Origin of the sequence: Desulfurella amilsii, from assembly GCF_002119425.1 — a bacterium.
Taxonomy (GTDB): Bacteria; Campylobacterota_A; Desulfurellia; order Desulfurellales; family Desulfurellaceae; genus Desulfurella; species Desulfurella amilsii.
This window is the reverse complement of the sequence record NZ_MDSU01000015.1, coordinates 1-20,533: the sequence shown is the minus strand read 5'-3', so window position 1 is coordinate 20,533 and position 20,533 is coordinate 1. Positions and strand designations below refer to the sequence as shown.

The window sequence follows — 20,533 nt, the reverse complement described above, 5'->3', positions numbered from 1 at the left end:
GGTATTTAAAGAAAAGGCAGGCATAAGTCCCTTACTTATCTCTTATCTGCTTGAAAATTCCGTTTATATAAAGCTTGCGGATATATCATCAAGTTTGCCATCTTATGAAGAAGAGATTATTTCGGTTGAAATGTCCGAAGAGCAGGCAAAAGTATATAAAAATTTTGAAGCAAAAATAACAGATAAAGTAAGAAAAATGCTGGTTATGGGTAGCAAAGCAGGTTTGGGTAAGATGGTTCAATCGTTGTATGCTTTACCAGATGGTATTAGGCGTGGTGAATCAGTAGAACTTGGAAGAGAATTTGTTATTGCTCCTCCCGTTGATGAGCCTATTACCACAAAGGAACAGCAACTGATTGATATCGTTAAAGCGGAAAAAGAAGCAGGTAGAAAAGTGCTTGTTTTTTTGGAACACACAGGCACAAGGGATTTAATGCCTGAATTGAAAGAAAGGTTGGAAGATGCTATTGATGGCATAAAGATAGACCTGTTATACTCAAGTTCTACTAAAAAGGTAGAGCAAAGGGAAGCTTGGATTACAAAGCACAATGATAATGATGTGCTTATTGTAAATCCAAGATTAGTTCAAACAGGGTTAGACCTTTATGATTACCCATCAATAGTATTTTTTCAAACGGGTTATAGTATTTTTACACTGCGACAAGCGTCACGCAGAAGCTGGCGCATAGGTCAGACAAAACCTGTAAAGGTATATTATTTAACTTACGCAAATACCTTACAGGAAAGAGCTATTAAGTTAATAGCTTCCAAAATGGAAGCGTCATTAGCAACAGAGGGCGATTTGTCTGATAAAGGGCTTGTAGCGTTGTCCGAAGCTGATACATCAATGATTGCGGCACTTGCGAGGTCAATCGCAGAGAAAGACGAAGTAAATATTGATGTTAAATCAGCTTGGACAAAAGCAGTGCAAGCCGATTTATTCAGCGATGCAATAATGTCCGAAACACACGATATCACAACTACCGAAACAACAGAAGAGAAAACTGTTGTTGAAACAAAGGTTGATGATAGAGTGGTTAAGACTAAGTTTAAGGTTGTATCGCAGGTTAAGGTTGAAAACAATCTTGCCATCTTTAAGATAGAGAATAAGGTTTATCAGTTAAAAGATGGAAAGGTTATATCGGAAAACAAGGTTGTTGGCAAGTATGTTTGGAAAACATCTGCCAAAACAGGTAAAAAATTTGCGGTCTGCAAATTGCCTAATAAGATTGTTTATGTTGGAAAACATAGGCAAACAGGGCAGTTTGTAGCCTTAGAAATAGCTTAGGGAGATTGAAATCTCCCTTTTAAAAGGAGGTGATATGAATGAGTTAGAAAATGAGCTTGAAAAAGCAAAATTGACAAATATATGGGTTATCTTTAAAAAGATAATCCATTATTTGTGGATAGGTATAAAAACATTTTTTAGGTATCTTTGGATACCTTTTAAATTTGTTTTTGTTATATTATTCAGATGGGTTTGGAATAAGTTTGTTTATGGAACATTTTACGAAAAGGCAATAATAGTTTCTATTGTTTTTGCATTGTTGTCTCAAATAAAAAACTTATTGCAACTTGGATTGATTTATTTATTAAGGTTATCAAATTTATTTCATTTATTATTTTAATTTTCAACCCCGCTTGGCTTTTTGGCTGAGTGGGGTTTTTTGTTTAAAAAAATCAATTAACATATTTAAAAGTTTTTTTTACATTGATTTTTAAGTTAATTTGATTTATAATTACGATATGAAGCGTATATTTTTTATTATTGCGCTGTTATTAGTATTTTTTCAATTTTCTTTTGCAGAAACTCCGTCTGTAACAAACGCTAATCAATCAACAATGGGAACGCTTGACTCAAAACTTCAATATGTTGACACATTTAATCAAATCGGACAGAAATACGGTATAAATCCTTATTTGCTTTATTCTCTTGCAGTCCACGAAAGCACTTTAAATCCAAGAGCTGTCAATCATAACTCAGATGGTTCTACGGATTACGGTCTTATGCAGATTAACACAACAAATTTTGGTGGTTTAGGACTAAATTTAGGCAATGTTTTTGATATACCAACAAACATTAATGCGGGCGCAAGAGTTTTAGCGGGCTGTATGTCTAAATTTGGAAATAATTGGATTGCAGTAGATTGTTACAATAAAGGCTATGATAGAAGCAAATTAAGCGAAAACAACCTTTATGTAAAACAGGTTCAAAAAGTTTATAATCAGCTTACCACAACAGGCACGCTTGGAGATTTGACAAAGTATGGCAAAGACGGCGGTAGCGGTCCGGGAAATAGCAATGTAATTTCCGACCAAATAAAACAAAACAGGCAAATTATTGCTATAATATTTATTACTATGATTATAATTATTATAATAATTATAATCATTATTTTGGCTGTAACAGGAATTTTACCTGCTGTAATTGCGTTTCTTGCAAAACTTTATAAGGTCTACAAAGTAGCTAATAAAGTTAGAAAGAAACTTAAAGAAAAAAACAAAGTATAAAAGTCAACTAAATAAAAAAAAATATAAATATGCTTGATTTTTTTGATAATTTGATTATAATATTATTTGGGTTTAGATTTAAACCTAAATCTATTTTTAGGAGGTATAGTTATGTCTGATTTAAATATTAAAGTAGAAAATCAGGTAGATAATTCGCTTAATAATAGTGAAAGTGATATTGTAAACAAAATGCTTAATGGAAGAAATGCAACAACACAAGATATAATTAATTTAGCAAATTCTTATAAAAACAACTTAGATTTTATAGATGTAAATAATCAATGTTTAAATCTGCTAAAAGATGTGATTGATGATGATAAATTTAACGATTTTTATAATTTTTTGGAAGGTTTAGCAAAAAATTTGCAGGATAATGGCATAAAAGCTGTTCTTCAAATGGGAAAATTTTCTCACGAAAACGCTACAGAAATTAGTGTATTGCTATCTATTAATTATTTTATTTCAGTAAATCAAAAATAACGATAGTTATAAAAGGAGGTGATTTATGGAAAAGAATTATGATTTTATACAAAAAATTAGGATAAGAGAGTTTAAATGGAATTAACACAGGAACAAAAAGATATTTTAAAGGCTTTTAAAAAACACAATCACATTAAGATAAACGCTTATGCAGGCACAGGTAAAACAACTACGCTTATAGAAATAGCCAAAGATAATCCTAACTTAAATTTTTTAGTGCTTGTATTCAACAAATCGGTAAAATTAGAATTAGAAACAAAAATGCCGTCAAACTGCACTGTTATGACGATACACTCTCTTGCTTACAAGTTTTTGGATACAAAATTTAAACGAAAAGGTGTTTTAACAAAAAAAGACTTTACAACAGAACTTTCAAAATATTTTCACTCTACCGATTATTTCAAAACAACTTTTTTAAGAGATGTTTTAGAAAAGTTTTGCAACTCTTATTATTTAGAAGCCAAACCAGAAAATATAAGACAATTAATCAATCTTGATAAAGATTTAAGAAATAAATACAAACTTCTTTATAATGCCAATTATGACAGCAGAAACATAGCGGATTTAGCATCAAAAATCAATACTTCTCTGCTTGCTGTATCTAATTTTGAAATAGGCTTAACGCACGATATATATTTAAAGTTTTTTCAGAAGCTTTTACCTGCAAAATTTATTCAAGATTACTTAAAAAGCTTTGACGCATTACTTGTAGACGAATCGCAGGATTTAAACGGCATACAGGAATATCTGCTTGTTAATGCCCCTATAAAGAAAAAAGTAGCGGTAGGCGACAAGCATCAATCTATCTATTCTTGGCGTGGAGCTGAAAACACGCTTGCTAAACTTGATTGGCAAGAGTTTTATTTAACAATGTCTTTTAGATTTAAACACGAGGGTGTTGTGGAACTTGCAAATCAGTTTTTAAATAATTGGAAAGGTGAAACCAGAAACTTATCATCGCAATATACAGGCAGAGAAAACAATTTAACCGCACATATAACACGCACAAACGCACAGATTATTGAACTAATAGATAAGGCAAAAGCAAATGAAAAAATCAGATTTACAAGAGAAATATCTGAAATATTTAGAAGCGTCAAGGAAATAGTAAAACTGATAGAAGCTATCAACTATAATGATCCGTCTGGATTAAGCGGATACTTAAAGCTTATTTACGATAAAATGATTAAAGAAAACATTAAGGAAACCGAACAAATGAGTGAGTTTTTCTTGCAGGCAGGAGATTACGAATACTTTAATGCTTTGGAAATCGTAAAAAAATACGGAGAATACAAGATAGATGATTTATATAAAAAAGCCATTAAGCTAAAAGACCCGAATGGAGAAAAGGTTTTTACCACAGCCCACAGTGCCAAAGGTATGGAATTTGATAATGTGGTAATAGAAAAAGACTTTGCTAATATTAAAGATATAATGGCAGGCTATATTGCATATGAAATACTTGATAAAAAAAGCAAAATCAGCGAGGAACAGGCAGAAAGCTTGTTGCAGGGCATTAAAAATCACGATAGCGTATTATCTGATGTAATAGATGAAATTAACCTGCAATATGTGGCTACCACAAGGGCAATCAAGAATATAAGCGGTGCAGGACTTAAAAATATTGTAGATGGTTTTAGGGAAGTTTTTAAAGCAAAAGAATTGGCTAAAATAGTAAATAAACGCAGAGAAGACATTGATAAATCCTTAGGTATTAATACAGAACCAGAACAAAAAAAACCGCAAATAAAAAAACAAAATAAGGTTGCAAATTTTTAGGTATTCTAAATGAAAATTGAAGCAACAATAAAAACAGTTACCTTTTACAACGGGGAAAACTCTTTTGCAATTTTACAGCTGACCGCAGACGGCAAAAATGTAACTGCAAAAGGCGTATGCCCTGACCTTAAACTTATAGACAGCACGGAGAAAGCAAAAGGCTTATCCTGTATTATAGAGGGCAATTGGGTTAAACACCCTAAATACGGAGAACAGATTGACGCAATCAATATAACCATAAACACGCAAGGCTTGTTTTTCTTTTTGGCAAACATAGTTAAGGGTTTAGGTGCTACGCTTGCAAAACAGCTGATTAAAGAATACGGAGAAACCGAACTTGTGAATATCTTAAACAACAATCCTGAAAAATTATTATCGTTTAAAGGCATAAAAGAGAAAAAATTAAAGAAAATAATAGAGTCTTGGCATAAATATTCTGCTTTAAAAAACCTGACTGAATTTTTCGCAAATAATAATGTAGCGGTTACAAGCTCACTGCTTTTAAGAATATACAACCATTTTAAAGAAAAAGACGCAATTAAAGAAATAAAAGAAAATCCTTACTGTTTGACAGATGTAAGAGGCATAGGCTTTAAAACAGCAGACAAATTAGCTTTACAATTAGGCATAGACCCATACAGCCCGCATAGAATACAGGCTTTAACGGACTATATACTGCTTTCGCAGGCAAGCAATAACGGACACACTTTTGTAGAATACAATGATTTGCTTAAATTAATGCAGGAGGAAGCAGATAATATTAATTTAGAAAAACTTATTTTTGTCTTAAAAAACATCTTACAGAACCAAGATAAATACTATATAGACAATAATAGAATATCTCTTGCAGGCTATGAAAAACAGGAAGCAAATATAGAAAGAGATTTTTTTGAAAGATATAAGAAAATAAATGATTATTGGGTTCAAGAAGAAGAGGCTATTGAGTATATAGCAAAAAAAGAAAATGAATTAGACATAAAGTTTAGCAATAAACAGAAACAGGCAATATTTGACATAGCTACAAAAGGCTACAATGCTTTTATCTTGTGCGGTTACGCAGGCACAGGTAAAAGCACAATCTCAAAAATAATATTAGACTTTTATAAAGAACACTTTTTTAAAGATACTGATATTGTAACCTGCGCTTTTACAGGTATGGCATCAAAACGCATAAGGGAAGTTACAGGTTATAAGGCAAGCACGATACATTCCTTGCTTGGCTACAAAGATGGAGGTTTTGAATACGATAGGAGTAATCCTTTGCCTTATAAGGTTATTCTGATAGATGAGTCAAGTATGATTAATCTCGGCTTGTTTTATTCGCTTTTAAAAGCAATAAGCAAAGACACAATTATTATTATGGTAGGCGATGACGCACAATTGCCACCTATCGGCGAGGGAAATGTATTTGCAGATTTGCTTGGCAAAGAATGGATGCCGAAAGTTAAATTAGACACAATTTACAGGCAAAGCCAAGACAGTGTTTTAACTTACTTTGCAAACTATATAAGACAGGGACAATTGCCAGCTGAACTTCCACCGCACAAATCAAGCAATTTTAAAGACTTCGCTTTTATATATAAAGACATAAGCAACTATTGGCAATTAAAAAAAGAATTATCAGATAAACAAATGCAGGAAATAAGGGAAGAGTTTTATAAAGAATTGCAGGCTGATTTTCTTAATCTTATAAAAAATAAAGCAAAAGACCTTGCAGGCATTAAAAAGATTTGGGATATACAAGTAATTACCGCTATGAAAAACACACCGCTTGGCACAAAAGCCTTAAATGATATTTTACAGAAAGAAATAAACAATTTAGGCAATCATAGTATAACAATAAGAGGCTATCTTTTAAAGCAATACGATAAAGTTATACATTTAAAAAACCAGAATATGAAGTTTTTACCTAAAAGTGAATACGACCAATATATTAAAGAGAAGCTTGATTTGAGTGATATGTATGAGATAGCAGGTGATAAGCGTATTTACAACGGCAATTTAGGGCTTGTTTTAAATATTGACGAAGAAAATGAGATGTTTAGCGTAATCTATCCTGAACCAGACGGAGAAAATACTGTTGCGCTTTATTCTTTTGATGACTACCACAATATAGTTGATTTAGGCTATGCGTTGACAATACATAAAACACAGGGAAATCAGTTTAACTATGTTTTTATACCTATGATAAACGGCTTTTACATAATGCTTAGCAGTAAGCTTATATATACCGCTATCACAAGGGCAAAAGAAAAGGTTTATATAACAGGGCAATACAGCGCATTTAAAAAAGCCTGCACTAATATAAACAAAACACAAAGAAATACTTGGCTGCGGGTTAGAGAAATTGATTTAATGGAGAATTAAAATGCCGTTGACTTTTTTTAAGTTTTTTAATGAGTATCTAAATTCTATTCAAGTAAGAATTCAGGAAAAATTGTCAGAAGCAAAAAAACAGGGTGCATACCTAAAACAAGCGAAAGGCTTGGAAAAATTTAGGTTACAAAATTATGGAGTTGAAAACAGTAATACATTATATATCTTTTTATTTAAGTTACAAAATGTGGAGTTAAAATGCAAGTCTAAGACAACGTCTGAATTGACCCACCTACAAGTTTAAGTTACAGAATGTGGAGTTAAAATAGTTCACGGTAAAATTTTTCCTGAATGATTTGCATTGTTTAAGTTACAGAATGTGGAGTTAAAATTTTGATGGCCACAGAGCCATATTTAATGCAAACCAAACTTAAGTTACAAAATGTGGAGTTAAAATAGAGGTGCCAGTTGCGTGGTAGCAAGGGGTTTAAGTTAGTTTAAGTTACATATTATGGAGTTGAAAAGTCATTAGACCGAAAAATAACCGCAGTTGAGTTATTTTACATAGTTTGGAGTGAGAGAAAAATTTTTCTTGCCTTAAAAATCAGGTTATTTGTTTTTTATAATAAGCATATTTTAAAATTTAAACATTATTTTTACTAGGTTTTATAACTTTATTTGACTTTTTTAATTTAAGTGCTATAATATAAATATGATGCAAATTTTAGAAACTGTTTCCGATGTTATTTTTGGATTGCTGTTATTCGGTGTTATAGGATTAAGTTTTGCTTATATTATTGATGTTTGTCGTCAAAAAAAGATAGAATAATGAAATACGATTTTGTGGTAGTTAATACAGACGGGTCTTGTATTGACAATCCGGGCTCAATGGGAATTGCATTTGTAATACAGTTTGATGACAATACGGTTTTTAGATATTCAGAATATATTGGTTTCGGCACAAACAATTTAGCAGAGTATCAAGCTGTTTTAAAAGCGCTAGAATACATTCAAAAAAACAATATTATTGCAAACCGCTTTATTTTTAAAAGCGATTCGCAGTTGATAGTTAAGCAAATTAATGGCGAATGGCAAACCAAAGACCATATTTTAGATGAAATTAGAAAAAAAATAATAGCAATCTGTAATTCAATCGGCTACATTAAAACTAAAAAAACAAAGCCTAAATCTAATATAGCAGAATTTACCTTTTCTTGGATACCACGAGAACAAAACAGACTTGCAGATAGATTAGCAAAAAAAAGATCCGCAACAGAAGCTTACCAAACTGTATCAAAAGAAACTTGGCTTAATGAAATCTAATCCCATATCTTTAATACTTCATCAGATTTACTTTTATTTATATGAAAAAGCTTAATAGGATACTGCTTGATTTTATAATAGTAAGCGTGTGCGTTTCGGCTTGTATCAAAGATAACTATATCCGCATTAACTACCTTATCTATTTTGGTAAGTGTTTTTTCTGCGTCTATAAATTCTATATAGCAGGTTTGAAGGGCTTTTTGCAGAGTTTCTTTTTCTTTTGAGTTCCAATTGCCCCCTAAAATTACTATATTTTGATATTCTGGCAATTCTTTGGTAAATTCTATAATATTGCTTTCTTTAATTTCAATGTTTTCTGCAATAGTTTTATTGATTTCCTGCGCTTGTAGCAACTCTTCTATCTTACTCTCAAGCGTTTCTATTCGTGATTTTAAGTAGCTGTTTTCTTTGGTTAACTCTGTAAGCTGTTTATCTTTTGTTTTATCGCTTTCGTTTTTGATTTGAGAAGTTACTTTTTCAAATTCCAATAACTGTTTTTTTGCTTTTTGGTATTTATCTTTTAAATTAGCGTTTTCTTCTTTAAGAAAAGCAGTTTGTTTTACTATTAATTCCTGTTTTTCCCTAAAAGCGTTAAGTTTAGCCCAAAACTGTTTTAAAATAGTGTAGAAAGTATCGTTTTTTGCGTAGAGTTCAGAGAATATATATAGTTTTGAACTTAGAAAAAGCATTATGCCACGCTTAACACCGTTAAAAGCTTTGTTTTCATTGTCATAAACGCAGTCAAATTTTGTTCCAATGCCGTTCCAATCAATTTCACCGACATCTACATAGCGTTCATCGGCAAAATTGTTAAGTTCAAGCATTTCCAAAGATAGTTTTTCGCTGTCTTTAAAAAAATTAGAGCCTGTTTTCTGATACTGTTTTTCATTTTCCAAAAGCTTTTTGTATACTGTTTTATAGTAGTCTACTAATTTATTTATTATTTCGTTATTAAAAATATGCTTGCTGAAATAATAAAGCAACATCATATCTGGCGTTACACCATATTTATGGATACTCGGCATATAATGTTCGTCAAGAATTTCTTTCAGCTGTTCAAAATTCAGCTTATCATAGGTTGCTGTCTTGATATAAGTATTGTTGCGTGAAATTAGCTTATCTAAAAGTTCTTTATAGTTTCCGCTTTTGTTTATGATTTTGTTTACAATTTCAGCTATAATTTCAATAAAATTATCCTGCGTAACCTGCATTGCCAAAAGCGGTTTGTAATCAATACTGAAAGACTTGTAATCGTAGTTGTCCACAAAACAGTCAATAAAAACCATTTTGCCGTCTATTTTATAGAGTTCGTCTATAATCCGCTTATAATCCCTTTTTATAAGCATAAAACTATCCTTTTAAGTTTTCATAAACTTGCCACACATAGCGTAAAGCTTCCCTGTTGTCTAAACTTCCGCTACCCATATGGTAGCAGGCAATAGCATTCCAAGAGTAACCGTATTTGTTGACGCACTTGGATAAAATCCAAGCCCCAACAGTAATGTTTGTCTGTGGTTGAAACAAACTATTTTTATCAATACCAAATTTAGATAAAGTAGGCAAGTGGCAGGAGTTAATCTGCATAAGTCCGTAGTCTATGCTTCCATTAGTATTGTAATTAATCGCATTAGGGTTAAGAGAGCTTTCTGTTACTGCGATTGCATACAGCAATTTAGGGTCTAAATTGTATTTACTGCCTATTTCTTTAAATAAATAGCTGTAATTATTTGAAGTGTAGTTTGTTTTGTAATAAGAATACTTTTTACCTGTATAGGAAGTTTTTCTGCTTGTTTTCTGGTAGTGGCTGTTGACAAAAAAATAAGGGTTATTGTCGGAAGGTTGCATTGAGTTTTCATTGTATTCGTTCATAGCAATTACCTGCACGTTTCCGCTTTTTTGAAAGACATCTGCTTTTACATTAATCACAAAAGCAAATATGCAAGCTATTACAAGAATAGTTTTTCTCATTAAGCCTCCTAGATTACACGCTTAATCTCATCAAAGGTAGTGTATTTGTTTTTAATTTTTTCAATTCCAGAGAGTAAAAGCGTATTATACTTGTAAAAGTTTATCATTGATTTATATATTAGGTCAAAATTTTTGTTTACAATGGCACTTTTAACTTCTTGGTCTAAAATACAGATTTCAGAGATGACACTTCTTGTCGTATAGCCTGTATGATGGCATTTATCACAGCCATTCGGGTTTGCGTATAACACTTCATCGGTAAAAAGATAATCTTCGCTGTTGACATCAATAACATTTGATAAAGTTCGGTTTAATTCCTTTTTAAGCCATTCGTAATCAGTTTTTCTAACAGGTTCTTTTATAGCGCAGTTAGGGCAAACTTTTCTAACAAGCCTTTGTCCTAAAATGGCTATTACGCTGTTTAGCATATCAAAAATATCTATATTTAGGTTTAATAGCCTTGATATTGCGCTTGGAGCGTCATTTGTGTGGAGAGTAGATAATACCAAATGCCCTGTATTTGCCGCTATAATAGCCTGTTTTGCTGTTTCTGTATCTCTGACTTCACCAAGCAGAATTACATCAGGATCGTGCCTTAAAAAGTGTTTTATGGCATTTGAAAAAGTAAGCCTGTCTTCTTCTTTAACCGCTTTTTCATTTACTTGAACCTGCTTCCACATTGAGTTTCTATATTCCACAGGGTCTTCAATCGTTACTATGTTTTTTTCTGTTGCGTTTACTCTTGATAAAATAGAATAAAGCGTAGTGGATTTACCTGAACCTGTCGGTCCCGTAATTAAGAAAATACCATGCGCTTTTTCGCTTATAAAAGATATTTCTTTTTTAATTTCTGCATTAAAGCCAAGCTGTTCTAATGTTGGTATTCCTCCACGCCTTGATAAAATTCTTATAACTACCGAATAATTAGCAACATTCGGCGTATTATTTAAAGCGTTTGGTATATAAGACACACGATAGTCAACATTAGTTATATTGTAATTGACTTTCAATAATTCAAGCAAGCCTGCGTTTTGTTCTGGTTTTTCTTCAATGCGTCCGTCCATCGGCAATGTTGATGTTGAAGTTATCGTGCTGGAACAGTTTAACGCAAGCGCTGTTAAGACATTTGCGTATTGTCTAATACTCATACTTAGTATCGGAATCAAGATGCCGTTTTTCCTAAACTTTATGCGTCCTTTGCCGTCATCGGAAGGTTCAAAGTGTATATCTGAAACACCCTCAAATACTGCTTTTGCTATAATTTTCTGTAAAAACTCTTGAACGCTTCTTGTTCTTTCTGCATCGTCTTCTGTTACCAAGTTGACGCTTATTTTATCTCTTGCTTCGTTAAGGTCATCATCTGTAATTTTCTGCAAAAAATGAAAGTAATAGTCCTCTAAGGCTGACGGGGACACAATATAAGTATATTTGTTAATTTTCCAATCTTTGTATTTTGGGTCTAAATTAAACAAAAGAGCCAATACTTCGTCAATTTTAGATTGATGAAGCTTATTGCTTGGGTTTTTCATACCAAAACTTATATTAATTTGTTTATTGACTTTATCAAATTCTACTTCTAAAGGAACAAAGAAAAATTGTCTGAATATGCTGAATGCGTCTTGATGAAAGTAGCTTATTATATCTTTGTCTATTATTTCTTTATTAAGAAAATAATCGTAATATTCTACTCCGTCCATTTCTGCTAATACCTGCGTAAGGAGTTCTTCGGTAACAATGCCTGTGCCGATTAGTTTTTTAAAAAAAGATGTGTAGTCTACTTTGTTTTCCGAAGTCATACTGTCTTTAATTATTTCTTGTAATGTAAGAGTGGTAATATAGATACCGTGATTGCGTAGAAGTTCTATTATATGGCTAATTTTTTTCTTGTCTTTTTCGTCCACTTGTTTACCTCCCGCAGACATAATTATTATAAAATATTATATCTTTTAATTATAAAAAGTCAAATTATATAAATAAAATAATTAATATGAATTATTTAATATTAATTTGCTATTGATTTTTTATTATTTAGAAATAAAAAAAATTACATTAATTATTTAGTAAAAATATTAAAAAGCCTAATAACTACAATATTTTAAAAAAAATCATATTTTACATTTTTTATCTTGACATTTTGAAAATTTGTGATATATTATAATCATCTGAACCGTAGGGTTTTTACCCTATTGTTGACACAAAGACGATTTTAGGCTATCCTGCGAAACGGACTGCTTTTGAGCGGTTTGTTGAGTTGAGATAGATAGTTTGACCGCTTCTGAGCGGTATGTTTGCCACTTTTGAGTGGTATTTTTTAAAAGGGTTTTCTCCCTTTCTACAAGCAATATTATACAGGTTTTTTTTATTTTTTTTAATACTTTATAGCCATACCTGTATTTTAGTATTGCTTACAGAAGGGGAGAGAAAAATTTAGGAGGTAAAAATGATTTTAAGTTTTCCTAATCCTGCCACAAAAGGGCAGAAAGGGCAGGAGGAAAAAAATATTAACTTTTGCCCTAATTGTGGGGCAAAAGTTGACGGAGGTAAATTCTGCCATGAATGTGGGCAAGCGCTTATTGTTGCTGATACTGCCAAAAAAACTGTAAATAAACTTTCAGCGATAAGTATAAAAAAACTACTTATTGCCGGTGGGCTTATTTGGTTAACAGGAACACTTTTTATTAAATTTTTGACTTTATTAATCTTTTCCTTACGCTAATCATAGCGTAAGGAAAAATCTCTCCCCTTTAATTAAAAAAAATAATTAAAAAAACCAATCAATATTGCCCTAACCATAGTAAGCATTTTTTGTGGTTAGGGTCTTATAGCTTTGCTGGTATATTGCTTACATATACCAGCTATCAAACAAGACCTAGTAGATGTGCTATATTTGTCTGCTAGGTTCACTTCTTAAAGCCACTATAAGCGCAATAGTGGCTTATCAATTAGTTAAAAACCACACTAACCTAACTACGAAAAAGTAGAGGATTAAATGCGGTTTTATTTATAAAAACCACACTAACCTGACCGCAAGGTAGGCTTTGTAAGCAGGTGCGGACTTATAAAACAAGGAGGTTTAAAATGAAAAAATACTCTACACATACAGAGTATATGCAAGACAGGTGGATCAATTTTTTAAGAAGAAAAGGCTATATTTACTACGGTTTCGGTAAATTTATCTATTGGGATAATGTTTTGTGGACAAGCAAAAGCGATGGGAATAGACTTTGGGTTGCTTACGATTATAATTCAGTAAGCGGTAATCTATTTGCACATGTTAGCCAAGCGTCGCTTGCCGTATCACAAAAAAATTTAGATGCATTAATAAACATTCAAAATTCAAAAAGCGAATATAAAATTGTTTGGAGAAAAGATAGCTATGGTGAATACATAGCTTCATTAAAAAAAAGTAAATTTCAAATTCTTCAAGAATTACTTGAAGAGTAAGGATAGACAAGCTGGTGGGAAAATTACATTTTTGTAGTTTTCTCACCTTTTTTTTATCTATACAAATAAAACAAATAAGGAGGCAATAATGAATAATGAAGATGTATTGGCTAATTATACATTGGCCGAAAAAGAAAAGGTAGAAAATTTATTTTCTTTAATGCCTGAAAGTATTAGAGAAAAAACAAAAAAAGATTTTCTTAAATTAGTTGCACATTGGACTAATATACTTGGGAAAATCAATTTATTAGAGTTTTTTTATACTGCTATTGCAAATAATGCACGCTACGCAGGATTTTACTCTATATCAAAGCCTGTAAATAATTCTATGCCAATCATTATTGTATATGCTTTACAGCTTTTTAGATATTTGGCACGCAACGATATAGAGCTAAAAGACTTATCAGATTATGATTTGTATTTATTGAGAAGCAGTATAAATATAACAAATCCAGAAGAAGCATATAAAAAATTTAAGGAGGCGGCAAATGCAAGCAAATGAGTGTTCTGTTGTCTATATAGGTAAAGAAAATATAGAAACAGATGGAAAACTATTATCAAAAGCAATAGAAAAAATAAGAGAAAAATATCCGACACAATATATTTTTTACTACAAACAGGAAGGATATTTTTACTTTAAAATTTTAAGAACAAAAAGGACACTTGAAGTAAAAATATTTTGTTTCTCTAATACAGGTAATAAAGTATGGGAAACAAAATGGAAAACAAACTAAGGAGGTGTAAATGAATAACAATTTAGCATTTAGAAACGATTTTCAATCTTTAAAGATTGAAAAAAAGTATTGGGTAGAGGTTTACGATGATAGCAATAATTACCCTATGATGTATTTCAGAGGGCAATGGGTAACCAAAGATGAAAGCTTGCTTGAAATTGCCGTTAAAAAATTGGCATTAATTAAGTGGGTAAAAAAATTTAATGAAATCAGTTTTTCTAATCCTGTAAAAGATATTGTTTTTGATGTTGATGTTGATAGTAACGATAATGTTACTATCAATCTTGAATCAAAATCAACTTACGGGATTGGTGAATATAGCTTAAACGAGACAGTAAAATTTGCAAAAGAACAATTGCAAATATTTATTGAAACTGCCGAAGAGTTGTTTTCTCAAATTGACTTTGATGACAAGTTTGAGAAAACAAAATTATATGTAAAACAGATCCCTGCGGTTGAAATGACCGCAGAAGTATAAAGGAGGTAAATATGAGTAGAAACTGGACTTCTCTTTTAAAAAGGGAAGGATATGACTATTATTTTGACAAATTTAGCTATTGGAATGATGTTTTATGGGCGGAGAAAGATGAGTTAAAGTTTCCAATAGCAATTGTTGAAACAGAAAACGGAAAAACAAGCATTATAAAACATACAGAAATTGCTTGTAGTTCAAGAAATTTGCGTATTTTAGAAAACAATCATACAAATGAATACAGCGGAATAAAAATAAAATGGATAACTTCTAAAAAAGCAACATTAGTTGAGCTATTTTATGGAGTAGAGTGGTAGGAGGTATATTTATGGAATGGGAAAAATTTAATCCAAAAGAAATTAAAAGTATTGCTGAAAAAGCGTATAAAGAAGGTTTAAAAGTGCATATTAAAGGCATTATAAAACCATATATTTATGTTGGTAAAAGAGAACAAGAATATGATGAAGTTTTAACTCCATTATGTTCTTATAATGTCTATATTCTTTACAAACCTAAAACAAAGAAAAAAGGTTTTAACAGAGATATAGACTTTTTTATAGACAGCGATTGCCAATATAGATATGAATATGAATAAAAGCAGGCTGTATAGCCTGTTTTCTTAATTAATTTCAAAAAAATAATTTTTTATAGGAGGTGTTTATGAAATCAATTTTTGCTTGGGAAATTTATGAGGGAGAAATTATATTAAATGAAAAAAAATTAGATAAATTTTATGAAAACTGTAAAAGAATAGATGGTTTTCATAATGTCAAGCTTGAAATGGATAATAACCGTCTTACAGACATAATTGTTGATGAATACGATGAGTTTGACGGTAAATCTTTTGCTGTAGAAATGGCAAAAGTAATCAAAGAAGGTATTATAGCTTTTTATTTTATGGGGCAGGAAAGCAATGGATACGAAGTATCCCATATGTCAGTTGTTCCAATGTATATGGATTGGTCGGTTGACGATGAAGAAGAAATAACAATAGAAGAGGAGGTGTAAGTATGTTATTTGAATTTGATTACGAAATAAATGAAAAAGTAAAAATTAATACAAGCAAATTAGATAAGTTTTATAGTGAATGCAAGCTTATAAAAGGCTTTGAAAATGTAAAGCTTGTATTAGATGATAATGATTGCTTAGATAGCATTGTCGTTGAGAAATATGATGATTATTACGCAGAAGACTTTGCTATTGAGTTATCAAAAATAATTGACAATGACGAAATGGTTACATTGTATTTTAAAGAAACAAAAAACTGTGAGTATGGCGAAAGATACGATGTAAGCAGGTTGTATGTGGTTACTGTGATGAGTTTGCCATAGAATTTTCAAAAATACTAAAAAATGGAGAAGTAAAACTCTATTTTGATGGCGAAGATGAAAACTTTGCTTGGGGATATAAAATAACTCCCGGCAAAGTATTTGAGTTATACAAGGTTTGGACTGAGGGTATCCAAATCCATTAATTTTGTAACTTACTCACCCACCGGGAAGACAATTCTTGGTGGGTTTTTTTAACTAAATATCATACACTTATACTTTTTAAAAGCCATATAAGTATAAATGTATGCGTAGCGTGGAGGGCGAACCTTGTGTTTATGGCAGGCACAAAACAGCCCAAGATTATAAATAAACTATTTTGGAGGTAAAAATGATTAAAAGAATGACGAAGTTTTATGTTATTAAAAGATGTCCTAATTGTGAAGCTAAAACGCTTCACAGAAAAATAGACACATTAATAACACATAAAAACATTACTATCCGCACAAAAGCGTTTAAATGCCTAAAATGCGGTAATATAGCTTTTAATGTGGATAATTTTTTAACAAAATATTATGCAAAAAAAGGAGGTAAGCATGAGTAAAGTATATGAAATTGTAACAAATCAAATAATAAATGCATTAGAGAAAGGGACAGTCCCGTGGGCTAGTCCCTATGTAGCAGGCGTAAAACATCAAAATTTAATAACAAAAATCCCGTATCACGGGGTTAATATTATGTTGCTTGGTTTAGTAGCCCAAGCAAATGGGTATCAATATCCATTATGGCTAACATACAACCAAGCCAAACAAAAAGGCTGGCATGTAAAAAAAGGTGCTAAAACTGCTATGGTAACCTTTTTTAAAATGTATCAGCCTAAAATTAAAGATATGGCAGATGATGATATAGCAGATGATGATATAGCAGAAGAAGAAGAAACAACAAAATCCATTCCTGTTCTGCGATATTACAATGTATTTAACATCGCAGAATTAGATGAATGTGATGAAATTGTAAACAAAAAAGCTACAGAAACTTGTAAAGTTGTAGCTATAAGTGACTTAGAAAAAGAATACAAAATTTTTCTGCATACTTATATATCAAAAGAGAAAATAGAGTATATAGAAAATGAAATTAATGGTTTAGTGTCTGCTTATAATCCTGTAAAAGACAGGATTAGAATGTCAAATGTTAAACCAGAAAATTTTTTACAAGTATTGTCCCACGAGGTAATACACTCTACGGGGCACCCTAAAAGATTAAACCGTTTTGCTATTGATAAATTTGCGGAAACCGAAGAGTATTCTGCAGAGGAGTTAGTAGCAGAAATTGGGTCTTGTATGATGATGGCACAGGCAGGACTACAGCCTAACATAGAAAACTCAGCCAGCTATTGTAACGGCTGGGCAGAGTTTTTAAGAGATAAGAAAAAAGCTATAGTTTCTGCATCAGCCAAAGCAGAAAAAGCCTGCGATTTTGTGGTTAAGGTCGCAGGCATAAAAAAACTCAAAGAAGCGGTTTAATCATTTTCACACTACCAGCATTTAAATCATAAATGCTGGTAGTGTTCTATTTATAAAAATCAAAAAATTATAGGAGGTGTATAGTGGAAGAAAGAAAAGTTTATGTTAATGGTGATGATGATAATATTTTAAAAGAAACTGTAATGGCTCACTTATTAGAGGCAATATTGCTTACTAAAAAGATATGCCCTGTTGAAGACGCTAAAGCGTGCGTTTATCAAGCTTATTTATTATTTTTTTGAGATAAAAATCTGTAAAGTTAAGCTTATATAGTTTTGCAATAATTTCCTGCTGTGGCTTTTGATTATCAAGCATAGATTTGACTTCCGAAAGAATGTATAAAAAATTGCGTTTTATAGTATTCTCTTTGTTTTGTCTAAAATCGTTAATGTTGTTAGAGATATTTTTTAATTCTATATGATTGTTATTGATATCATTAATTAAGCTGTCTAATGCTAAGCTGAATGAGGGGGTTGCAATGAGTGTTTCAAGTATGGCATTTTTAGCATTAGCAATTTGTTTTGCTAATACGGTTAATTCTTTGCTACTCATTACATTTATAGCGTTTATCTCATTAAGATAAATTTGCTTTTTACTATTTAAATCAAACCTTTTTCTTTTAGTATCCATTTAATCTCCTGTCCGCTTAACCTTAAATATATCGCTGTGGTAGTAAGTGATGCGTGTCCCAGCAATGCCTGCACCGCAGTAACAGGCACTCCTGCCCTCAGTAACTCTATTGACCTTGTATGACGCAATATATGCGGGTGAGCCAAGTCTTTTGGTATGCCTGCTTTTTTGCCTAATTTAGAAAAGATTACTCTAAAATTTCTGTCTATCAGCTTAAAAACCTTGCCTTTTGCATCTGGAAACTGCGCTAAATATGTGGCAAGTTCGCTGATCGCTTGACTTGGCACAGGCACAATGCGGAATGTTTTACTTCTTTGCTTTAAAGTAATTAGCTTTACTTCGTAGTTTCTAAAATCTATATCTGTATTGTCATCTATGCTTAACACTTCATTGAGCCTTGCGCCTGTAAAACGCAAAAACAAATAAACAATCCAATATCTGCCACGCTTTTTCCTAAGCATGCCAACGCCATTTTCAAAGAAATCCATAAAGCTTTGAGTTAAGGCATTCAGCTGGTCATCACTTAAATATTCTATTTTAGCGGATTTATAGTTAATCGGCAGGTTGCCGTTGCCGTTTGTGGGCATTCCCATTTTAAACTCCTATTCTTTTTCAATAAAAAACTTTATTACATCTGCAATATCTTTATTGCTTAAAGTAATTTCCAACTCTAAACCATTCAAATTGATATTAAAGGTTTTGCTTATTCTAAATATTGATGGTGCTTTAAGCTGGTGCGTAATAGATAAAGCGTTTTCGCCTTCGTCAAAATCAATGGCTGTTATTTTTTTGAATGGTATTGCAATATTCTTTACAGGGCTTGAGAAAAAAATCTTTTGGTTTGTTATTACAAAATCGCCTCTGTCTTTTTCGTCCAAGCTTGTATATTCTTCCACAAAGGTTTCAGGCTTTTGAGATGAGCGGGAGCTTCCTGTGTAGTAAGTAATCCCTTTTGCTATTCTTATTGAAAAACCGCTGTATTTTCTTGGTGTCTGCGCCTGTTTATGGACTGTTTTGTGTTTTTGAAACTCTAATTTTGTTGCAACTGAATTAAAGTAAATAAACTCATCTGGCTGTAATACAAACTTGTCTGTATTGATAAAATTAAGCTTTAAATTGCCATTAATAAATTGCTGTAAAATCTCTTTTTTGATTGCGTCTTTAATTTCCTCAAATTTTTTATTTAAAGGATAAACGCCTTTTTTGTAATAATCAACAGTTAAAGCTTTCCATTCGCTTAAAGTAAATTTATATTGATTAAACTTTTGATAAACTCCATAGGGATCATCGTAAGCTTTGATAAGCTGAAATTTATTTAAAATACCTTTTCTAAACTCTGCTTTGCAGTTTTGGTAAGTGTAAATCTTGCTGAAAAAGCTTTCTGATTTAGTTTCTTTTAAAAAGCCTTTCCTGCATACAGGACATAAATTATTATCAGTATCTAAAACATTTCCATACGACTCAATTTGTTTTTTGATTTCCTGAGCCTTGTTAACTAATGCAAGCAAATTTTCTTTTTGTTCTAAACTAACTTCTGGCATTTTACCGTCGACTTACATCTACCATTTTCTGTCAAAAACTTACTCAAGTAGACCCCGACGCTTCTGTGCTTTGGTTTGCCCAAAGCACAGACTTACCCGACACACTATTCTGCATGTTTTTTAGGAACTTGCAGAATTCGTAGTCGCTTTTTATTTTTATTGGGTTGCAAAGCTTAAATAAGCTGTTTTTTAGCCACTCAAAGCTTTTTGCTGCTGCAATCTTAATGTGGTTTACTGCCCCGTTAATATCAGCATTGAATATTTTAGATATTACTGTGTCTAAAAACAGCCCTCTCTCAACACGCTTTCCATTGAAAGCATTAGTTGATTTGGGCTTATTCAGCTGTATGCTGATTATGTCATCTGATATACAGCTTGATTTAGAAGAATACGCTTCATCTATCCAGTAAACATTTATACCCACCTCCTGTGCTTTATATTCAATGTTTTTTAAAAGCTTTATAAAAGGTATTTGGATGAAACCCTGCTTTACTGATTTGCTTAATTTACATTCCCCATTGTTTTTAAGTTCTGCAAGGTTTTT

The 20,533-nt window shown here is 31.7% G+C and carries 26 protein-coding genes; 19 read left to right on the top strand and 7 right to left on the bottom strand.

Features of this window, described 5'->3' with window-relative positions; genetic code table 11:
- From DESAMIL20_RS03270 to DESAMIL20_RS03235, 7 genes are all read left to right on the top strand, one after another.
- The coding region (locus DESAMIL20_RS03270; protein ID WP_143340235.1) for a helicase-related protein at positions 1 to 1,288 on the top strand (1,288 nt) is incomplete at its 5' end.
- 34 nt (positions 1,289 to 1,322) lie between these two features.
- A complete protein-coding gene (locus DESAMIL20_RS03265; protein ID WP_086033393.1) occupies positions 1,323 to 1,628 on the top strand; it encodes a hypothetical protein in 306 nt (101 codons plus the stop codon).
- 118 nt (positions 1,629 to 1,746) lie between these two features.
- Complete coding sequence (locus tag DESAMIL20_RS03260; protein ID WP_086033392.1) at positions 1,747 to 2,511, top strand: lytic transglycosylase domain-containing protein; 765 nt, start codon at positions 1,747 to 1,749, stop codon at positions 2,509 to 2,511.
- Between the two features lie 111 nt (positions 2,512 to 2,622).
- Positions 2,623 to 2,991: a hypothetical protein gene (locus DESAMIL20_RS03255; RefSeq protein ID WP_086033391.1), complete on the top strand. Its 369-nt coding sequence runs from the start codon at positions 2,623 to 2,625 to the stop codon at positions 2,989 to 2,991.
- Between the two features lie 75 nt (positions 2,992 to 3,066).
- On the top strand, positions 3,067 to 4,770 hold the full coding sequence (locus DESAMIL20_RS03250) for a UvrD-helicase domain-containing protein (protein WP_086033390.1): 1,704 nt from the start codon (positions 3,067 to 3,069) through the stop codon (positions 4,768 to 4,770).
- A gap of 9 nt (positions 4,771 to 4,779) precedes the next feature.
- Positions 4,780 to 7,137 (top strand): SF1B family DNA helicase RecD2, encoded by a 2,358-nt coding sequence (gene recD2, locus DESAMIL20_RS03245; RefSeq protein ID WP_086033389.1) that lies wholly within the window; start codon positions 4,780 to 4,782, stop codon positions 7,135 to 7,137.
- 777 nt (positions 7,138 to 7,914) lie between these two features.
- Positions 7,915 to 8,409: a ribonuclease HI family protein gene (locus DESAMIL20_RS03235; RefSeq protein ID WP_086033387.1), complete on the top strand. Its 495-nt coding sequence runs from the start codon at positions 7,915 to 7,917 to the stop codon at positions 8,407 to 8,409.
- Here DESAMIL20_RS03235 and DESAMIL20_RS03230 read toward each other — a convergent pair.
- The 3 genes from DESAMIL20_RS03230 to DESAMIL20_RS03220 are packed head-to-tail and all read right to left on the bottom strand — an operon-like array spanning position 8,406 to position 12,278.
- The gene (locus tag DESAMIL20_RS03230) at positions 8,406 to 9,755 is read right to left on the bottom strand and encodes a coiled-coil domain-containing protein (RefSeq protein ID WP_086033386.1); all 1,350 of its coding nucleotides are present in this window, start codon (positions 9,753 to 9,755) and stop codon (positions 8,406 to 8,408) included. The genes DESAMIL20_RS03235 and DESAMIL20_RS03230 overlap by 4 nt on opposite strands.
- 4 nt (positions 9,756 to 9,759) lie before the next feature.
- The gene (locus DESAMIL20_RS03225; RefSeq protein WP_086033385.1) at positions 9,760 to 10,377 is read right to left on the bottom strand and encodes a lytic transglycosylase domain-containing protein; all 618 of its coding nucleotides are present in this window, start codon (positions 10,375 to 10,377) and stop codon (positions 9,760 to 9,762) included.
- 8 nt (positions 10,378 to 10,385) lie between these two features.
- Positions 10,386 to 12,278, bottom strand: coding sequence for a GspE/PulE family protein (locus DESAMIL20_RS03220; protein WP_158090500.1), 1,893 nt, complete (start codon positions 12,276 to 12,278; stop codon positions 10,386 to 10,388).
- A gap of 539 nt (positions 12,279 to 12,817) precedes the next feature.
- Between DESAMIL20_RS03220 and DESAMIL20_RS03215 the strand changes: the two genes are divergently transcribed.
- The 12 genes from DESAMIL20_RS03215 to DESAMIL20_RS10455 all read left to right on the top strand — a co-directional run bounded on the left by DESAMIL20_RS03215 (position 12,818) and on the right by DESAMIL20_RS10455 (position 18,060).
- Positions 12,818 to 13,093 carry a zinc ribbon domain-containing protein gene (locus DESAMIL20_RS03215; protein ID WP_086033383.1) on the top strand — a complete coding sequence of 92 codons (276 nt, stop codon included), beginning with the start codon at positions 12,818 to 12,820 and terminating at the stop codon, positions 13,091 to 13,093.
- A 362-nt stretch (positions 13,094 to 13,455) separates the two neighbouring features.
- Positions 13,456 to 13,821 carry a hypothetical protein gene (locus tag DESAMIL20_RS03210; RefSeq protein ID WP_086033382.1) on the top strand — a complete coding sequence of 122 codons (366 nt, stop codon included), beginning with the start codon at positions 13,456 to 13,458 and terminating at the stop codon, positions 13,819 to 13,821.
- Between the two features lie 88 nt (positions 13,822 to 13,909).
- Entirely contained in the window at positions 13,910 to 14,323 is a 414-nt protein-coding gene (locus DESAMIL20_RS03205) for a hypothetical protein (protein ID WP_086033381.1), read from the top strand.
- Positions 14,310 to 14,555: a hypothetical protein gene (locus tag DESAMIL20_RS03200; protein WP_086033380.1), complete on the top strand. Its 246-nt coding sequence runs from the start codon at positions 14,310 to 14,312 to the stop codon at positions 14,553 to 14,555. The genes DESAMIL20_RS03205 and DESAMIL20_RS03200 overlap by 14 nt, the downstream gene beginning before the upstream one ends.
- Before the next feature lie 10 nt (positions 14,556 to 14,565).
- Complete coding sequence (locus DESAMIL20_RS03195; RefSeq protein WP_086033379.1) at positions 14,566 to 15,033, top strand: hypothetical protein; 468 nt, start codon at positions 14,566 to 14,568, stop codon at positions 15,031 to 15,033.
- Between the two features lie 11 nt (positions 15,034 to 15,044).
- Positions 15,045 to 15,344 carry a hypothetical protein gene (locus DESAMIL20_RS03190; protein ID WP_086033378.1) on the top strand — a complete coding sequence of 100 codons (300 nt, stop codon included), beginning with the start codon at positions 15,045 to 15,047 and terminating at the stop codon, positions 15,342 to 15,344.
- A gap of 11 nt (positions 15,345 to 15,355) precedes the next feature.
- Complete coding sequence (locus tag DESAMIL20_RS03185; protein ID WP_086033377.1) at positions 15,356 to 15,622, top strand: hypothetical protein; 267 nt, start codon at positions 15,356 to 15,358, stop codon at positions 15,620 to 15,622.
- Between the two features lie 65 nt (positions 15,623 to 15,687).
- Entirely contained in the window at positions 15,688 to 16,035 is a 348-nt protein-coding gene (locus DESAMIL20_RS03180; protein WP_086033376.1) for a hypothetical protein, read from the top strand.
- Positions 16,036 to 16,037: 2 nt separating this feature from the next.
- Positions 16,038 to 16,358 carry a hypothetical protein gene (locus DESAMIL20_RS03175; RefSeq protein ID WP_086033375.1) on the top strand — a complete coding sequence of 107 codons (321 nt, stop codon included), beginning with the start codon at positions 16,038 to 16,040 and terminating at the stop codon, positions 16,356 to 16,358.
- A gap of 328 nt (positions 16,359 to 16,686) precedes the next feature.
- Complete coding sequence (locus DESAMIL20_RS03170; RefSeq protein ID WP_086033374.1) at positions 16,687 to 16,899, top strand: hypothetical protein; 213 nt, start codon at positions 16,687 to 16,689, stop codon at positions 16,897 to 16,899.
- Positions 16,892 to 17,818 carry an ArdC family protein gene (locus tag DESAMIL20_RS03165; protein ID WP_158090499.1) on the top strand — a complete coding sequence of 309 codons (927 nt, stop codon included), beginning with the start codon at positions 16,892 to 16,894 and terminating at the stop codon, positions 17,816 to 17,818. Before DESAMIL20_RS03170 ends, DESAMIL20_RS03165 begins: the two co-directional genes overlap by 8 nt.
- An 83-nt stretch (positions 17,819 to 17,901) precedes the next feature.
- The gene (locus DESAMIL20_RS10455) at positions 17,902 to 18,060 is read left to right on the top strand and encodes a hypothetical protein (RefSeq protein WP_158090498.1); all 159 of its coding nucleotides are present in this window, start codon (positions 17,902 to 17,904) and stop codon (positions 18,058 to 18,060) included.
- Here the strand turns inward: DESAMIL20_RS10455 and DESAMIL20_RS03160 are convergent.
- The 4 genes from DESAMIL20_RS03160 to DESAMIL20_RS03145 form a co-directional block, all read right to left on the bottom strand.
- The gene (locus tag DESAMIL20_RS03160; protein WP_086033372.1) at positions 18,020 to 18,448 is read right to left on the bottom strand and encodes a hypothetical protein; all 429 of its coding nucleotides are present in this window, start codon (positions 18,446 to 18,448) and stop codon (positions 18,020 to 18,022) included. The genes DESAMIL20_RS10455 and DESAMIL20_RS03160 overlap by 41 nt on opposite strands.
- Positions 18,418 to 19,041, bottom strand: a complete 624-nt coding sequence (locus DESAMIL20_RS03155) for a tyrosine-type recombinase/integrase (protein ID WP_162287157.1) — start codon at positions 19,039 to 19,041, stop codon at positions 18,418 to 18,420. The genes DESAMIL20_RS03160 and DESAMIL20_RS03155 overlap by 31 nt, the downstream gene beginning before the upstream one ends.
- Positions 19,042 to 19,050: 9 nt before the next feature.
- Positions 19,051 to 19,989: a PH domain-containing protein gene (locus tag DESAMIL20_RS03150; protein WP_086033371.1), complete on the bottom strand. Its 939-nt coding sequence runs from the start codon at positions 19,987 to 19,989 to the stop codon at positions 19,051 to 19,053.
- A gap of 43 nt (positions 19,990 to 20,032) precedes the next feature.
- A partial coding sequence (locus DESAMIL20_RS03145) for a zinc ribbon domain-containing protein (RefSeq protein ID WP_143340234.1) occupies positions 20,033 to 20,533 on the bottom strand: 501 nt, incomplete at its 5' end.

Bases quoted from the DNA above. Each gene is read 5' to 3' on its own strand.
- DESAMIL20_RS03265 (WP_086033393.1), top strand. From the start codon at position 1,323: ATGAATGAGTTAGAAAATGAGCTTGAAAAAGCAAAATTGACAAATATA.
- DESAMIL20_RS03260 (WP_086033392.1), top strand. From the start codon at position 1,747: ATGAAGCGTATATTTTTTATTATTGCGCTGTTATTAGTATTTTTTCAA.
- DESAMIL20_RS03255 (WP_086033391.1), top strand. From the start codon at position 2,623: ATGTCTGATTTAAATATTAAAGTAGAAAATCAGGTAGATAATTCGCTT.
- DESAMIL20_RS03250 (WP_086033390.1), top strand. From the start codon at position 3,067: ATGGAATTAACACAGGAACAAAAAGATATTTTAAAGGCTTTTAAAAAA.
- recD2 (WP_086033389.1), top strand. From the start codon at position 4,780: ATGAAAATTGAAGCAACAATAAAAACAGTTACCTTTTACAACGGGGAA.
- DESAMIL20_RS03235 (WP_086033387.1), top strand. From the start codon at position 7,915: ATGAAATACGATTTTGTGGTAGTTAATACAGACGGGTCTTGTATTGAC.
- DESAMIL20_RS03230 (WP_086033386.1), bottom strand. From the start codon at position 9,755: ATGCTTATAAAAAGGGATTATAAGCGGATTATAGACGAACTCTATAAA.
- DESAMIL20_RS03225 (WP_086033385.1), bottom strand. From the start codon at position 10,377: ATGAGAAAAACTATTCTTGTAATAGCTTGCATATTTGCTTTTGTGATT.
- DESAMIL20_RS03215 (WP_086033383.1), top strand. From the start codon at position 12,818: ATGATTTTAAGTTTTCCTAATCCTGCCACAAAAGGGCAGAAAGGGCAG.
- DESAMIL20_RS03210 (WP_086033382.1), top strand. From the start codon at position 13,456: ATGAAAAAATACTCTACACATACAGAGTATATGCAAGACAGGTGGATC.
- DESAMIL20_RS03205 (WP_086033381.1), top strand. From the start codon at position 13,910: ATGAATAATGAAGATGTATTGGCTAATTATACATTGGCCGAAAAAGAA.
- DESAMIL20_RS03200 (WP_086033380.1), top strand. From the start codon at position 14,310: ATGCAAGCAAATGAGTGTTCTGTTGTCTATATAGGTAAAGAAAATATA.
- DESAMIL20_RS03195 (WP_086033379.1), top strand. From the start codon at position 14,566: ATGAATAACAATTTAGCATTTAGAAACGATTTTCAATCTTTAAAGATT.
- DESAMIL20_RS03190 (WP_086033378.1), top strand. From the start codon at position 15,045: ATGAGTAGAAACTGGACTTCTCTTTTAAAAAGGGAAGGATATGACTAT.
- DESAMIL20_RS03185 (WP_086033377.1), top strand. From the start codon at position 15,356: ATGGAATGGGAAAAATTTAATCCAAAAGAAATTAAAAGTATTGCTGAA.
- DESAMIL20_RS03180 (WP_086033376.1), top strand. From the start codon at position 15,688: ATGAAATCAATTTTTGCTTGGGAAATTTATGAGGGAGAAATTATATTA.
- DESAMIL20_RS03175 (WP_086033375.1), top strand. From the start codon at position 16,038: ATGTTATTTGAATTTGATTACGAAATAAATGAAAAAGTAAAAATTAAT.
- DESAMIL20_RS03170 (WP_086033374.1), top strand. From the start codon at position 16,687: ATGATTAAAAGAATGACGAAGTTTTATGTTATTAAAAGATGTCCTAAT.
- DESAMIL20_RS03165 (WP_158090499.1), top strand. From the start codon at position 16,892: ATGAGTAAAGTATATGAAATTGTAACAAATCAAATAATAAATGCATTA.
- DESAMIL20_RS03160 (WP_086033372.1), bottom strand. From the start codon at position 18,448: ATGGATACTAAAAGAAAAAGGTTTGATTTAAATAGTAAAAAGCAAATT.
- DESAMIL20_RS03155 (WP_162287157.1), bottom strand. From the start codon at position 19,041: ATGGGAATGCCCACAAACGGCAACGGCAACCTGCCGATTAACTATAAA.
- DESAMIL20_RS03150 (WP_086033371.1), bottom strand. From the start codon at position 19,989: ATGCCAGAAGTTAGTTTAGAACAAAAAGAAAATTTGCTTGCATTAGTT.